This is a genomic window from Trebonia sp., from assembly GCF_030042015.1.
GTDB lineage: Bacteria > Actinomycetota > Actinomycetes > Streptosporangiales > Streptosporangiaceae > Trebonia.
Window position 1 is genome coordinate 1 of the sequence record NZ_JASIAL010000355.1, and the last position, 14215, is coordinate 14215.

The following is a 14215-nucleotide window of genomic DNA, read 5'->3' on the forward strand; positions in this document are numbered from 1 at the left end:
TGGCGGCCCGCTACCACGACCCTGTCGCGGTCGGGGTCGGCGCGCTGCTGGCGCTGTGGGTGGCCTCCGGCGTGGCGATCGTGGTGGGCTGGCGGCTGCTTGGCGTCATCCCGGTCCGGTGGCTGACAAGGGGCGCCGCGCTGATCATGCTCGCCCTGGCCGGCACGAGCGCCGCCGCGGCGGCCGGGGCCTAGCACGGCCTAGCACGGGCCTAGCACGCCGTGATCGCGGCCAGCGCCCCTTCCAGCCAGGACAGGCTGTCGGCGATCCACGGCAGCGCGGCCGGGTCGTCGGCGGCGAGCGCGGCCTCCTGCTGCCACTCGGCCTCGCCGTACAGCCGCGACGTGGCCACGCGCAGCCGCAGCGCCTCGTCGGGCTCGCCGAAGGCGCTGCCTGGCAGCACCCCGACGCCATGCCTACGCAGCAGCAGCGCGGCAAGGTCCTTGGAGGTCGCCACCCCGAACCGGCGGCGCAGCACCGCCCGGTGCGCGGCGAAGTCGGGATACACGTAGAACGCTCCCTGCGGCGGCGGCACGTCGGCCCCGGCGGCGGCGAACCTCGCCGCGACCGCCCGGGCGATCGCGCCGTGCAGGTGACGGGAGCGGGCGATGCGCTCGGCGATCTCGGCAGACTCTCCGAAGGCCAGCGCGGCCGCGCGCTGCACTGGGGCCGCCGGGGCCGACCAGATCTCGCTGCCCGTGCCAAGCAGCCGGTCCCGCAACGCCGCCAGGGCAGGGAAGTCGCCGGGCAGCCGGGCGACCCCGAGCCGCCAGCCGCCAAGTGCCAGGTTCTTGGACAGGCCCGAGGTGATGACGGTCCGCTCCGGTGCCACGTCGGCCGGGCTGAGGAACTCCCGCCCATCGGCCGGGCCGTCCGCGCCGGGCACATGGGTCAGGTCGCGGTAGATCTCATCGGAGATGATCACCAGGTCGTGCTGCCGCGCCACCGCGCACAGCGCCCGCACCGTGCCAGGGGCCGCCAGCGTCCCTGTCGGGTTGTCCGGCAGCGTGACGATCACGGCGCCGATCCTGCGCCCCTCGCGGCGTGCCGAGTGCACGGCGGCCGACAGCAGGTCCGGGTCGGGCACGCCGCCCTCGCTGCCACCCGCGATCGGCACGTACACCGGGCGGATGCCGGTCAGCGACGCCTGGGCGGCGTAGCTGACCCAGCTCGGCCGCGGGATCGCCACGTCCCCGGCCTGCGCGCCGCGCAGGCCGAGCAGCAGCCCGTAGAGCAGCGCCTTGCTGCCCGGACCGCACACGACGTCATCGGCGCCCGTCGCGAGCCCGCGCCGCGCCCAGTACCCGGCGGTCGCCGCGCGCAGTTCGGCCGAGCCCGCGACCGGCCCGTATCCGCCCAGGTGGCTGGCCGTGGCGAGGGCGTCCCTGAGCACCTTGGCGACCGGCACCCCCGCCTCGCCGAACGCCAGCGCCAGCACCCGTTCGCCGCGCCGCCGCCGCTCGGTGAGCGCCTCGTTGGCGGCAAGCGTCGCCGAGACGCCGACGCGCGGGGTCTGCCGCACAGCCGTGCCGGATCCGTCGCGTGCCGTCGCGATTCGCGTCGTTTCTTGTTGCTTCGTGGTGAGGATCGGCAGCGGCGCGGTGGTGGCGGCCATGACGAGGACTCCAAGCTGCGGGAACGGGAGTTTCGCGACAATTACCCGATAAAGAATTCTCCCTCTTGAGCGTTAGGACAAGAGCCGATGCCTTGGGGAGAGGCTAAGATCTGGTAATGCTGGACATCCGGAGGCTCCGTATGCTGCACGAATTCGCGGCACGCGGGAGCATCGCACGGACCGCGGACGCGCTCGGCTACACGCCCTCGGCGGTCTCTCAGCAGCTGGCCGTGCTCGAGCGCGAGGCCGGCACGGCGCTGCTCGACCGCACCGCGCGCAGCGCCGGGCTGACCGACGCCGGCCGCAGGCTGGCCGCGCACGCGGAGCGGATCCTGGCGATGGTGGAGGAAGCCGAGGCGGACGTGTCGGCGCACGCCGCCCAGCCCTCGGGCCGGGTGGTGGTGACCGCCTTCCCGTCCGCGGCGGTCGCGTTCGCGCCGGCCCTGGCCCGCTCGCTGCGGGCGCATCCGCGCCTGTCGCTGCTGCTGCGCCAGTCCTCGGCCGCCGAGGGGCTGCAGCTGGTCCGCACGGGCGAGGTGGAGGTGGCGATCGTCGACGACTGGACGGGGCGCCTGGCGGCCAGCCTGGGCGGCGCCGACGGCAGCGAGCACGGCCAGGGCGTGCTGCGCTACTACCACCTCGTCCGCGACCCGCTGGTGCTCGTGGTCGCGCGCGGCCACCCCGCGGCCGCCCCGGACCGGCCGGTGGACCTGCGGGCGCTGCGCAACGAGCCGTGGCTGGCCGCGCCGTCAGGCGAGCCGTCCCGGCAGGCGGCCGACCGGCTGCTCGCCGCGGTCGGGCTGACCCCGCCGGTCCCGTCGGAGTTCGAAGGGCTGGGCACCGTCGCGAACCTGGTCGCGCGCGGGCTGGGCATCGCGATCATGCCCAGGCTCGCCGTCGGCGCCTACGAACGCCGGGTCGTGGTCAGGGAGCTGCCCGCCGGCCTGGACCTGGCCAGGGACGTCTTCGCGGTCGCGCGGACCGCGAGCGTGCTGCGCCCGTCGGTCGCGGTCATCGTCAGCTCGCTGCGCGGCGCGGCGCGGTCGATGTCGCACCGGGTCCCGACCCAGGAATCACATGAGGTCCAAGATTCCCAGGAGACGCCCGGGCCTGCCGAGCCACTGTAGGTTGGGGCCGTGGAGCACGCGCTTGACCTGACCGGCGACGGCGCCGCGCTGACCGCCACGCTGACCGATATCGCCTCCGTCAGCGGCGAGGAGAAGCCGCTGGCCGACGCGATCGAGCGGGCGCTGTCCGCCTTCCCGCACCTGACCGTGCGCCGCTTCGGCAACACGGTGATCGCCCGTACGGAGCTGGGGCGCAGGGAAAGGGTGGTGCTGGCTGGGCACATCGACACCGTGCCGCACGCGGGCAACTTTCCGTCCTCCTTTGACTCCGAACGATCCCGGCTTTCTGGTTGCGGCACCTCTGACATGAAGTCGGGGGTGGCCGTGCAGTTGCGCCTGGCCGCGGGCCTGGCTAGCGCGTCGCGGGACGTGACGTACGTGTTCTACGACTGCGAGGAGGTGGCGGCCGAGCGCAACGGGCTGTTCCTGCTCAGCCGCTCCGCTCCGGACCTGCTCGCCGGCGACTTCGCGGTGCTGCTCGAGCCGAGCGGCGGTGTCGTGGAGGGCGGCTGCCAGGGGACGCTGCGGGCGTCGGTCACCGCCGCCGGCGCGCGGGCGCATACCGCCCGGTCGTGGCAGGGGCGCAACGCGATCCATGAGGCAGGCGCGATCCTCGACGTGCTCCGCGAGTGGCAGCCGCGCTCCCCGGTCGTGGACGGGCTGCGCTACCGCGAGGGACTCAACGCGGTCGCGATCGAGGGCGGCGTCGCGGGCAACGTGGTCCCCGACTCGTGCGTGGTGACGGTGAACTACCGGTTCGCCCCGGACCGGGGCGCGGCGGAGGCCGAAGCCTGCATCCGGTCGCTGTTCTCGTCCTGGGAGGTGTCGCTGCTCGACGTCGCCCCTGGCGCGCGGCCCGGGCTTTCCGAGCCGGCTGCCGCCGCGTTCGTCGCCGCGGTCGGCGGCACGCCCCGCGCCAAGCTCGGCTGGACCGACGTCGCCAGGTTCGCCGAACTCGGGATCCCCGCTGTCAATTACGGCCCGGGCATCTCGGAGATCGCGCACACCCCCGGCGAGTACGTCGAGGTCGCGGCGATCGCCGAATGCGAGTCCCGGCTCCGCGCCTGGCTGTCGGCCTAGCCGCGACGCGAGCAGGCGGACAGCCGGCTGCCCGCCCGCTACCTGGCCAGCGCGGTGAGCGTGACCGTGGTGTGCTGCGTGCTGTCGTTGGTGTCGACGTACGTGAGCGTCACCTGCTCACCGGGCCGGTCGTCCGCCAGCAGGTTGGTCAGCGCGTCCGCCGAGCTCACGGCCGTCCCGTTGACCGCCGTGATGACGTCCCCGCTGGCCAGGTCGGCCGACTGGGCCGGGGTGCCGGGGATGACCTCGCAGATCTCCGCGCCGGAGCTGACCGGCGGGGTGTACCCGCCGCCGAACCCGCCGAAGCCGCCCTCACTGGCCGAGCAGCCCGTGCTTGCGTCCGCGATCGTGATGCCGATGAAGCCGGCCAGCCCGATGTGCACGGTCGTGCTGGCGTGCCCGGCGGCTATCTGGTCGGCGATCGAGACGGCGAAGTTGATCGGGATCGCGAACCCGGTGACGGCAGCGTCCGAGGGCTGGCCGAAGCTCGGCGTGCTTGCCGCGGTGTCCATGCCGATGACCTGGCCGGCCGTGGTGACCAGCGGCCCGCCTGAGTCGCCCTCCTCGATCGGGGCGTTCGTCTCGATCATGCCGTGCAGGGTCTCTGTCGTGTCCGCGCCGCTGTCGCTTGCCTCGATCGTGCGGTCAAGGGCGCTGATCGTGCCCTGCGCGGTCGAGGGGAGGCCGCCGGCGCCGCCGGCGTTGCCGAGGGCGAGCACGTCCTGGCCGACCTTGGCCTTGGCCGAGTCGCCGAGGGTAACGGTCCGCAGGCCGGAGGCCCCCTCGAGCTGCAGCAGCGCCACGTCGTCGGTGGAGTCGTAGCCAAGGACCTGCGCGGTGTACGTCTTTCCCGACACCACGAGCGTCGCCGTGACGCTGGTCGCCTCGTCGATCACGTGGTTGTTGGTCAGCACCAGGCCGCTCGGCGAGATGATCATGCCGGTGCCCTCGGCTGTGGCGTCGTTGTACTTGAGCTGCGACACGACGTCGACGATGCCCGGATCGACCTTGGCCGCGAGCGCCTGCACCTGCGCCGCGCTGAGCGAGCCGGAACCGCTGTTGGTGCCCCCGGTGCTGCCGCTGCCGGTGCCCCCGGTGCCGCCGGGGTTAGTGCCCCCCGATCCCGGCACGTACCCGTTCCCGCCGAACGGGTTCTCCTCGCCGCTGCTGCCGCCGGGGCTGGTGCCGCCGGGGCTGGTGCCGCTGCCGCCGGCCGGGTTCGTGTTGCCCTGTGGCGACAGCGCGGACGACGACGGGCTCGCCGAGTGGTTCAGCGCGATCGCCGCGCCCGCGCCGACGCCCGCCGCGAGCGCGGCGACGGCGATGTAGGCGAGGACCCTGCCCAAGCGTGGCCCGGGTGGTGGCGGTGGTGGCGGTGCGCCGTAGCCGCCCCACGGGGACTGCCCGCCGGCCCCGCCGCCCCAGGCGCCGTAGCCGCCCTGCCCGTAGCCCGGCTGCCCGTACCCCTGCTGACCGTAGCCCGGCTGCCCGTACCCCGGCTGCCCGTAGCCCGGCTGGCCGGATGCGGTGTACTGACCCTGCCCCGCACGGTCGGCGGGACCGAAGGCGATCGTGTCGTTCGCGTCGGACTCGCTGTCGTCACCGGAGGCGTCATCGGCGCTGGACGCGGATACCCACGGGCTAACGTACTCCGGTGGCTGCCAGCTGCCCTGCTGCTCGCTACCGCTGTCGTCGTCTTGCATCTTCTCGCCTTCGCCGTGAACAGCGTACGTCCTGTGCCTCGTCGCCCGGTGCCCAGCCGCGCGTCCGTCATCAACTAGTAAGCGTTGCCAACCTGGACGTAAGCTGAGGGCTTGCTCCGGGTTGGTGTGACACGTCCGCCTGGGGCACGCCATAGGGTTAACTCTGGGTTCCCGCTGGATATGCCTGCCCGTATGCCGCTATACCGTTATACCGCAGGGGCCGTCACGAGCCGGATTAGCGACGTCCGCGTGATCCCCGTGGTGCTGATCCAGCTGACCTGGACGACCGCCCCGGGGCGGCACGCGCTCACGATGGCGGTAAGCGCGTCAGGGGAGGACACAAAGTGCCCCGCCGCGCTGGTGATGACGTCCCCGGCGGTGATCCCCGCCGCCGCCGCCCCGGTGCCGCAGAGCACGCCGTCCACCAGTGCTCCCCAGCGCGCGGGGGCGACCGCCGCGGGTATCCCTGCCCCCGCCTCGGTGTCGAGGCAGCCGGGCGGCCGCGACCGCGAGCCTGCGTCCGCGGGCAGGCCGTGTTCTTCGTGTTCCTGCAGCAGCGGGCTTGGACTCGTGCTCGCGGCGACCACGACGCCGAGGAAGCCGCTGACCCCGAGGGTGATCCCCGGGGCGGCGCGCCCGGCCTCGATCTGCCGGGCGACGGCCATCGCGCCGTTGATCGGGATCGCGTAGCCGATCGCGATCCGGCCCGGCCCCGTTCCCGCGGCGGTGTCCATGCCGATCACCAGGCCCGCCGCGTCGGCCAGCGGCCCGCCGGAGTCTCCCGGCTGGATCTGGGCGCTGGTCGCCAGCATGTCGTGCAGCGTCTCGGTGAAGCCCGATGTGCTGTCCGCCGCCTGGATTGTCCGGTTGAGGCTGTCGATGATGCCTGGCGCGATCGCCGGCGCGCCGCCCTGGCCGGCCTGGTTGCCGATCGCCAGGACCGGGGTGCCGGGGGTCACGGTGGCCGAGTCCCCGAGGGGCGCGGCAGGCAGTCCGGGCGCCCCGGGCGCCCCGGGCGCCCCGGCTGCCCCCTCGATCTGCAGCACCGCGACGTCGGCGCCGACGTCGGCGCCCACGACCCTGGCGGGGTAGGTGCGGCCTGTAGCGGTCAGCGTGACGGTGACCGCGGTCGCGTCCCTGATCACGTGGTTGTTGGTGAGCACCAGGGCGTCCGGGCCGTTGATGATGAAGCCGGTGCCCGATGCGGTCTCGCCGTCATAGCGCAGGGTCGAGGTGACGTCCACGACGCTGGGCTCGAGCCGGTCGTAGACGGCCTGGGCGTTCAGCGACCCCGCCCCGGAGTGCCCCGCGCGCCCCGGGCCCCCGGCGCCCCCGGTCAGGCTCGAGGCAGGCACCGGGGCGAGCGCGCCCGACGAGCGCAGCAGCAGCACGCCGGCCGCGCCGAGCGCGACCCCGAGCGCCGCGACGATCAGCGGGATTGCCGTCCGGCCGCGCGGGCCGGTTCGGGGCACGTGCGACGTCACACTTATCTGATTTTCCCCCAGGACGATCACGTCATTCCTGCCGTGACCAGGTCGGATGCCTCAGGTCGGCAGATAGGGGAGCGCCGCAGTGGAGCCCACGCCGCGCTCCGCGCCCCGCCAGATGGCGTAGATCGCGGCCCGCTGCGCGTTCATTGTCCGCAGCGCCGTCTGCAGCGTGGCGTTCGCCTTGGCGCGGGCGGCGGGACCGTCGGCCTGCAGCAGCGCGAGCATGTCAAGCTGGGCGTTCACGGCGTCGGGAAACGCCCACGTGACGACGTCGTTGTCGGCCGTGTCCAGCGGGTACGCGGCCAGCGACTCGGTCACCTGGTAGCTGGTGAAGTCCGACAGCGGCTCGTTGTTGGCCGGCGAGCAGTTCTGCGCGTTGTACGCGAGGATGCCGACGGCCGCAGAATACTCCGCCTTGTCGCCGGCCTCGACGGTTTTCAGTGCGGTCAGCGAGTCCCGCACCCCGCCAGCGCACGACTCGATGCCGGTGTTCACGTCGCTGAAGTAGCCGGCCAGGTCACTGGCCCGCTCCGCCTGGGACGGCTTGTGGGACAGCGACACGAGCACCCCGCCCGCCGCCAGGACGATCAGGGCGGCGAAAACCCACAGCGGGGTGCGCCGGGATGCCCAGCCGGCCCGCCGCAGCGGCACGAAGGGCGGTTCTGTCTTCGTCGGGGATTCCACGGGGTGCAGCCTCGATTCTCTACTTCCTGTTGGCACAGACCAGCCGGACTTCCTGTTGGCACAGGCCAGCCGGCCTCACGGACCCGGGGCGTCCATGAGGCGGACGCCCTTGGCGAGGTCGGCAAGCGTCACCGCGCCGTACACGCGGTCGACGATGCGGTGCTGCGCGTTGAGGAAGAACGTCTGGGGAAGCGCGACCACGCCGTACGCGTTCGCCGCGGCCAGCTGCGGGTCGGTACCGATCGGGTAGGTGACGCCCTTGGCGCGCGCGAACTTCAGCGCGCTGGCCGCGCTGTCGTTCTCGTCGAGCCCGACCAGGATGACGTGCCCGTGCTGCCCCGCGTACCACCGTGCGAGCAGCGGTGTCTCCTGCTGGCACGGCGGGCACCAGGAGGCCCAGAAGTTCACGATGACCGGCTTGCCCGCGTACTGGCTCAGCGTGATGTCGTGGCCCGGGTCGCCGAGGGCGGTCAGCGTGAAGCCGGGGGCGACCGGATCCGGCTGCGGGGAGCTGCCCGACGATCGCGTTCCGGCCACGCTGATCGCCACCGCCACGACCAGGAAGACCGCGGTCGCGGCGGTGGCGATCTTGTTCCGCACCACTATCCGGCCCGCCCAGCGCAGTGCCCTCCCGGGGAGGGCCGCGCCCTGTTCGCTCATCGCCTGGTACTCCCTTGCTGCCCGGTCCCGCGACTGCCCGGCACGCTGCGGACCGTCACGTCACCGCCATGCGCCCGCGCCACCGCGCGCACCAGGGGAGCCCCAGGCCGGTTCCCCGCGGCTGGCCATCGTCGCCGGTCCTGAACCGGTCGAAGATGAGGTGAAGCTGGTCGGGTGCGATGCCGCTGTCCGCGACGACGATGCGCACCGGCATTCCTGGCCAGCCCCGGATGACAGACAACTGTATGACATCGGCGGTTCGGGTGTGCCGCACCGCCGCTGCGGGCGCGGGCTAGCGCCCAGGATGGCGCCGCCCGGCTCAGCGGGCGACGAGCTGATAGCCCTCACCCCGCACGGTCTTGATGAGGTCGAAGCCGAGCTTGGACCGCAGCCGCCTGACACACACGTCCACGACGTTCGAGCCAGGGTCGAAGTCGTAGCCCCAGACGGTGGCGAGCAGCTTGCCCTTGGGCACGGACTGGCCGACGTGCTCGGCGAGCTCGCGCAGCAGCAGGAACTCCAGCCGGGTAAGCGGCACCGGGCCGTTGCCGATGTCCGCGACAAGCCGCCCGACGTCCAGCGTGACGTCGCCCGCCCTGATCACCTCGGCGTGCGAGCCGTTCGCGTGCGTGTCGCCGCGCGGATGCGCCTCGCCCCGCAGCTGGACCCGGACGCGGGCCAGCAGCTCGGCGAGCGAGAACGGCTTGGTCAGGTAGTCCTGGGCGCCGCGCTCCAGGCAGTCGACCTTGGCGGCGACGTCGGCCACGCACGACAAGACGATGACCGCCTGGTCCGGGTGTGCGGCAATCAGCTGCCCGAGCACCTGCCGCCCGTCCAGGTCAGGCATGACCAGGTCCAAGATGACCAGGTCGTATCGGGACTGGCCGACCCGGCGGAGTCCTTCGGCGCCGCTGTCGGCGAATTCGGTCACATAGCCTGCGGCAGCGAGCGCCCTGCCGATGAACGAGCAGATCTTAGGCTCGTCATCGACAATCAGGATGCGTCCTGGATGCGGCAACGCGACCCACCGTCCTCGCAATGTTCTCTTGATGGTGTCTGTGGCCTCATACCCGGTCAACAGTCCATCGCCGCGAGTGGCCCATCTGTTACAGCACTGTCACACAAACGATTGCGACCCTTTGCTTGGGGAATCGCGGGCGGACGCGCCGGGAAGGTTCGCCACTCTCCGTGATCGGCGTCAGCATATGGTGTTTGCTTGGTACTGATGATGTCCGACCACTATCGGTAGTGATCGCATCAGTTTGCCGCACCGGTTGCGCTGGCGGCAACCGGGCTGCGGCCTGCATCGTCCCAGCTAGCCAGCAGAGCGGTCCTGACGCGCATGACAATTTTGTCATTCAGGCGTTCCAGTGTTGCGTTCGTGTTCGTTCCGCCGTCACGATCGGGGGCGTAAGTGGGCAACATGCCTGCGAGTTCGGCGTGCGGTCACTGGTCCCGCCAGGTCACCACCATCTCTGGCGGGGGCGGGTGCAACCGTGTGCATCACGTGTTGTGCGGAAACGAGGTGGTAACCGGTGTCTCTACCGGCTCGTGTGACGACCTTGGTTATTGCTTTCCTGGCAGTTGTCGCGGGCGTGGTTTTCGTTGCGTTGCACTACATCGGGTCACAGCCTCCGGTCGTCGACTACACGCCGCTCGCAAGCAACGGCCAGGTCAACGTCACGATGATGACCGCCCCGCAGACGACCGTGACCGACAAGCCGGACTGGGTGACGTACTTCATCAAGGACCCGTCGACCGGCCAGTTCGTGCACACCACGTACTTCGAGGTGCCCGCTAATACCAAGATCAACGTGACCATCCTGGGATACGACGGCTGCACGCCGCTGCGCAACCCGCTCTGGGGACATGTCACAGGGACCATCGGCGGCGTCGAGAACGTCTCGTACTTCAACGGCAAGACCTACTCGGCCAGCCAGCCGATTTCGACGTTCAACTCGTACGCGAACTGCTCGGTGCAGCACACGTTCGCGATCCCTGGCCTCGGGCTGAACGTGCCGGTCGCCTCGGTGACGACGGTGCAGGAGAACAGCGAGCTGTGCTCGATATCCCCGTGCGTGGCTCCCAACTCCAGCGAGGCCCTGGCGCCGCACACGGTGGTCACATTCAGCTTCATGACGCCGAAGGCAGGCGGCACCTTCCGCTGGCAGTGCTTCATTCCGTGCGGCGGCGGCTTCCTGGACGGCAACGGCGGCCCGATGAGCACGCCGGGTTACATGATGGGTCAGATGGAGGTGCAGGCCTGATGGCCGCTGACGCGACAAGCCCGTCCGGGCACGGGACAAGGAGTGGTAGACGGCGCGATGGCCTGTGGCTGCTCGTCCTGTGGGTAGTGCTGAGCGTCGTCGGGTGCATCCTCGTCTATGTCGTCTGGGGCCCGCACCTGCCGCCCGGCGACATGTCGAACACCGCGGCCAGCCAGCAGTTCGACACCAGGGTGCTCGGCACGATCGCCACCCCAGTGGTGCTCGGCGTGCTGTTGTACTTCGGCTGGGCACTGACCTTCTGGCGGCAGAAGCCGGGGGACGAGACCGACGCGGCGCCGATCCACGGCAACACCAAGCTCTCGGCGGTGTGGATCACGGTGACCTCGGCGATCGTGCTCGGCCTGGCGGTATTCGGCACCTACGAGCTCATCGCCCCGGCCGGCGCCGGCTCCGGCCAGGGTCCGCAGCCAGCCTTCAACCACGGTGTCCCGCCCGCCGTCTCGGACACCTCCTGGGCGCCCAACACGAACAACATCCTGCAGGTGCAGGTCATCGGCCAGCAGTGGGCGTGGACCTACCGCTACCCGCAGTTCGGCGGGTTCGAGACCACCGCCCTGGTGCTTCCGGTGGGCCAGGCGGTGCAGTTCAACGTCACCTCGCTGGACGTCATCCACAGCTTCTGGGCCTACCAGCTCGGCGTGAAGGCCGACGCCAACCCCGGCGTGAACAACATCGCCTACACCATCCCCGAGCACATCGGCGGCTTCACGGTGCGGTGCGCCGAGCTGTGCGGCATCTGGCATGGCGCCATGTACAACTACGGCAGCGTCGTGTCGGTGTCGGCGTTCCTGAGCTGGGCGCACTCGACCGCGATCCAGCTCGCCGCGGTGACCAAGCTGCTGCCGCCGTACGCCCTCACCTACGACCCGACAGTGCTTACCAACGTGGGCAAGGTGAACCAGGAACTCGGACTGACCAGCGCGGGCGGCGGTTACTACAACCCGGCAGACCCAGAGCAGCCATGAGCCAGCGCAAGCCACGGAAGGGAACGAGGTAACACACATGGCCATCGAAACCCAGCCGGAAAGCGCGCAGGCACCTGGCGGACATGAGCCTGGCGGCACCGCGAAGAGGCGCTCCTGGTGGCTGCGCCCCGCATGGCACACCGCGATCATCGGCGCGATCATCGGCTACGCGTTCGGGCACTGGCTTGGCAATTTCATCGGCGCCGGCTACCAGCAGGTGGCGTCCTCGGACGACAACGACTTCGCGATCGTGCTCGGCTACGCCTTCCTGGTGATCGGCTGGCTGATCGGGCTCGGCGTCTTCAACGACCTGATTAGGCAGATGCTCGGCAAGCCGATCAGCCACACGGACGAGCCCGACGGCGGGCTCGCGAAGTACTTCAGGTACACCCTGAACCACAAGACGGTCGGCATCCAGTACCTGATCGGCATGCTCGTCTACTTCTTCACCGGCGGCCTGTTCGCGATCGCGATCAGGACCGAGCTGCTCTCGCCGAGCTACCACGTGCTCAGCCCCTCCACCTACCTGGAGGTGGTCAGCGAGCACGGCACGATGATGATGATGATGATGACCTCGGTCATCGTCGGGCCGTTCGGCAACTACCTGGTGCCGATCATGATCGGCTCGAAGCGGGTCGCGTTCCCCCGGCTCGAGGCGCTGTCGTTCTGGCTCACCCCGATGGCGTTCCTGATCCTGCTGTCCGGGCTGATGCTCGGCGGGTTCCCGTTCGGGTGGACCGGCTACGCGCCGCTGTCGATCCAGTCGACGCTCGGCGCCGACTCGTACGCGATCGCGTTCGGGCTCATGGGCGTCTCGGTCATCCTGGCCGGGTTCAACATCATCGTCACTGCGATCTGCTACCGGGCCCCCGGCATGCGCTGGAGCCGGGTACCGGTGTTCGTGTGGTCGATGGTCGCGACCTCGTTCCTGATGGTGCTCGCCGCCCCGGTGCTGATCGGCGGCATGTACATGATGATCACCGACCGGACCGCGCAGACCGCGTTCTTCATCGACACGCTCGGCGGCAGCAACTACCTGTACGAGAACCTGTTCTGGTTCTTCGGCCACCCCGAGGTGTACATCCTCGCGCTGCCCGGGTTCGGCATCGTCGTGGAACTCCTCCCGGTGTTCTGCCGCAAGCCGCTGTTCGCGTACAAGGTGGCCGCGGCCGGGATGATCGGGGTGACGCTGCTGAGCTTCTTCGTGTGGCAGCATCACCTGTTCGACTCGGGCATCAACCCGGACATGCGCCCGGTGTTCATGCTCACCACCGAGCTGATCTCGATCCCGACCGGGTTCATCTTCCTGGTGGCCGCAGGCACGCTGTGGAAGGCGAAGATCAGATTCACGGTGCCGATGCTGTTCGCGCTCGCGTTCTTCTTCAACTTCCTGATCGGCGGGATCTCCGGGGTGTTCCTCTCCGACGTCCCCGCCGACACCACCGAGCACGGCAGCTTCTTCGTGATGGCGCACTTCCATTACACGATCATGGGCGGGCTGATCTTCGCGTTCATGGGCGGCTGCTATTACTGGCTGCCGAAGATGATGGGCATCAAGCTCAACCAGACGCTGGGCAAGTGGCATTTCTGGACGATGTTCATCTTCTTCAATTCGACGTTCCTGCCGCTGTTCGCGGTCGGCATGGCCGGCCAGCCGCGGCGGGTGTTCGAGTACGCGCGGAACCTGGAGACGCTGAACGACTGGGTCTCGATCTCCTCGTTCTGCCTGGGCGGATCGATCCTGATCTTCGTGATCAACTTCGTCTGGTCCACGGTGATCACGCGGGTGCGCGAGGAGGGCAACCCGTGGCGGTCCCGGGGCCTGGAATGGCAGGTGTCCTCGCCGCCGCCGCCCGGCAACTTCGCCCACGTCCCCGTCGTGCTCTCCGGGCCGTATGAGTACGGCACGCCCGGCGCCCCGCCGGTTGCCGACCTCGACCCGCCGACCGGGGTGGTCAGCGCGGCCTACGCCGGCGCCGACACCGCAAGAGCGGAGGCATAGCGATGGCCGAGGCAACGCAGCAGCCCCCTCCGGGACTGACCAGGGAGGCGGAAGAGGCCGGCTTCTACCACGAGGCGGCGCTGAACGCGGCGTGGACCGGCGCCCGGCTGGCCCTCGGCGGCCTCTCGTTCGGGTTCGGCTCGTTCGTGTTCGCGTTCTTCTACCTGAAGTCGCTGAACTCGCACCACCTGTGGTACCCGTCGGGCTTCAAGGCGCCGCAGGCCTGGGTGGGCATCGTGGTCATGCTGGCGATCGTGGTCAGCGCGGTGCTGCAGTACCTGGTGCTGCAGCGGATCAAGGCCGGTCACAAGGGAGTCTGGCTGAACGGCGCCTGGGTGGCGCTGGTGCTCGGCCTGGCCGCCGTCGGGATCCAGATCTGGCAGCTGACCGCGCTGCCGTTCTACCCGGGTGCCGCCGGGTTCGCCAGCGTGTTCGTGGGCTTCCAACCGGTCTTCCTGACCGTCGTCTTCTGCGCGATGGTCTGGCTGGAAACCCTGATCGTGCGCGCGAGGCAGATTCCCGAGATCGCCTTCGTCGAGCAGCCCCCGACCTATGTGGAGGCCTTCGCGGTGCAGCGCTTCCAGGCCTCGCTGAGCGGTTT

General features: G+C 70.4%; 14 protein-coding genes. 7 read left to right on the top strand and 7 right to left on the bottom strand.

Annotated features, from left to right (window positions below; genetic code table 11):
• Nucleotides 1–194: TMEM165/GDT1 family protein (locus Q1N79_RS19215; protein WP_300610829.1), on the top strand; the 194-nt coding region annotated here is incomplete at its 5' end.
• Between the two features lie 17 nt (nucleotides 195–211).
• Here the strand turns inward: Q1N79_RS19215 and Q1N79_RS19220 are convergent.
• A complete protein-coding gene (locus tag Q1N79_RS19220; protein WP_300610831.1) occupies nucleotides 212–1615 on the bottom strand; it encodes a pyridoxal phosphate-dependent aminotransferase in 1404 nt (467 codons plus the stop codon).
• A gap of 116 nt (nucleotides 1616–1731) precedes the next feature.
• Here Q1N79_RS19220 and Q1N79_RS19225 point away from each other — a divergent pair, with 116 nt between their 5' ends.
• Together Q1N79_RS19225 and dapE are read left to right on the top strand one after the other, a co-directional pair.
• On the top strand, nucleotides 1732–2742 hold the full coding sequence (locus Q1N79_RS19225; RefSeq protein ID WP_300610833.1) for a LysR family transcriptional regulator: 1011 nt from the start codon (nucleotides 1732–1734) through the stop codon (nucleotides 2740–2742).
• A 9-nt stretch (nucleotides 2743–2751) separates the two neighbouring features.
• A complete protein-coding gene (gene dapE, locus Q1N79_RS19230; protein WP_300610836.1) occupies nucleotides 2752–3822 on the top strand; it encodes a succinyl-diaminopimelate desuccinylase in 1071 nt (356 codons plus the stop codon).
• Nucleotides 3823–3860: 38 nt separating this feature from the next.
• Here dapE and Q1N79_RS19235 read toward each other — a convergent pair whose 3' ends face one another.
• The 6 genes from Q1N79_RS19235 to Q1N79_RS19260 all read right to left on the bottom strand — a co-directional run bounded on the left by Q1N79_RS19235 (nucleotide 3861) and on the right by Q1N79_RS19260 (nucleotide 9377).
• The gene (locus Q1N79_RS19235; protein WP_300610838.1) at nucleotides 3861–5525 is read right to left on the bottom strand and encodes a trypsin-like peptidase domain-containing protein; all 1665 of its coding nucleotides are present in this window, start codon (nucleotides 5523–5525) and stop codon (nucleotides 3861–3863) included.
• 206 nt (nucleotides 5526–5731) lie between these two features.
• A complete protein-coding gene (locus Q1N79_RS19240; protein ID WP_300610840.1) occupies nucleotides 5732–7009 on the bottom strand; it encodes a trypsin-like peptidase domain-containing protein in 1278 nt (425 codons plus the stop codon).
• 60 nt (nucleotides 7010–7069) lie between these two features.
• A complete protein-coding gene (locus Q1N79_RS19245) occupies nucleotides 7070–7699 on the bottom strand; it encodes a hypothetical protein (protein ID WP_300610842.1) in 630 nt (209 codons plus the stop codon).
• Nucleotides 7700–7774: 75 nt separating this feature from the next.
• The gene (locus Q1N79_RS19250) at nucleotides 7775–8359 is read right to left on the bottom strand and encodes a TlpA disulfide reductase family protein (RefSeq protein WP_300610843.1); all 585 of its coding nucleotides are present in this window, start codon (nucleotides 8357–8359) and stop codon (nucleotides 7775–7777) included.
• 55 nt (nucleotides 8360–8414) lie between these two features.
• Nucleotides 8415–8633 (bottom strand): ATP-binding protein, encoded by a 219-nt coding sequence (locus Q1N79_RS19255; RefSeq protein WP_367185104.1) that lies wholly within the window; start codon nucleotides 8631–8633, stop codon nucleotides 8415–8417.
• A 45-nt stretch (nucleotides 8634–8678) separates the two neighbouring features.
• A complete protein-coding gene (locus Q1N79_RS19260; protein ID WP_300610845.1) occupies nucleotides 8679–9377 on the bottom strand; it encodes a response regulator transcription factor in 699 nt (232 codons plus the stop codon).
• Nucleotides 9378–9954: 577 nt separating this feature from the next.
• Between Q1N79_RS19260 and Q1N79_RS19265 the strand changes: the two genes are divergently transcribed.
• The 4 genes from Q1N79_RS19265 to Q1N79_RS19280 all read left to right on the top strand — a co-directional run.
• Complete coding sequence (locus Q1N79_RS19265; RefSeq protein WP_300610847.1) at nucleotides 9955–10626, top strand: hypothetical protein; 672 nt, start codon at nucleotides 9955–9957, stop codon at nucleotides 10624–10626.
• A complete protein-coding gene (locus Q1N79_RS19270; protein WP_300610849.1) occupies nucleotides 10626–11612 on the top strand; it encodes a cytochrome c oxidase subunit II in 987 nt (328 codons plus the stop codon). The genes Q1N79_RS19265 and Q1N79_RS19270 overlap by 1 nt, the downstream gene beginning before the upstream one ends.
• Nucleotides 11613–11649: 37 nt before the next feature.
• The gene (locus Q1N79_RS19275; protein WP_300610851.1) at nucleotides 11650–13614 is read left to right on the top strand and encodes a cbb3-type cytochrome c oxidase subunit I; all 1965 of its coding nucleotides are present in this window, start codon (nucleotides 11650–11652) and stop codon (nucleotides 13612–13614) included.
• A gap of 2 nt (nucleotides 13615–13616) precedes the next feature.
• The coding region (locus Q1N79_RS19280; RefSeq protein ID WP_300610853.1) for a hypothetical protein at nucleotides 13617–14215 on the top strand (599 nt) is incomplete at its 3' end.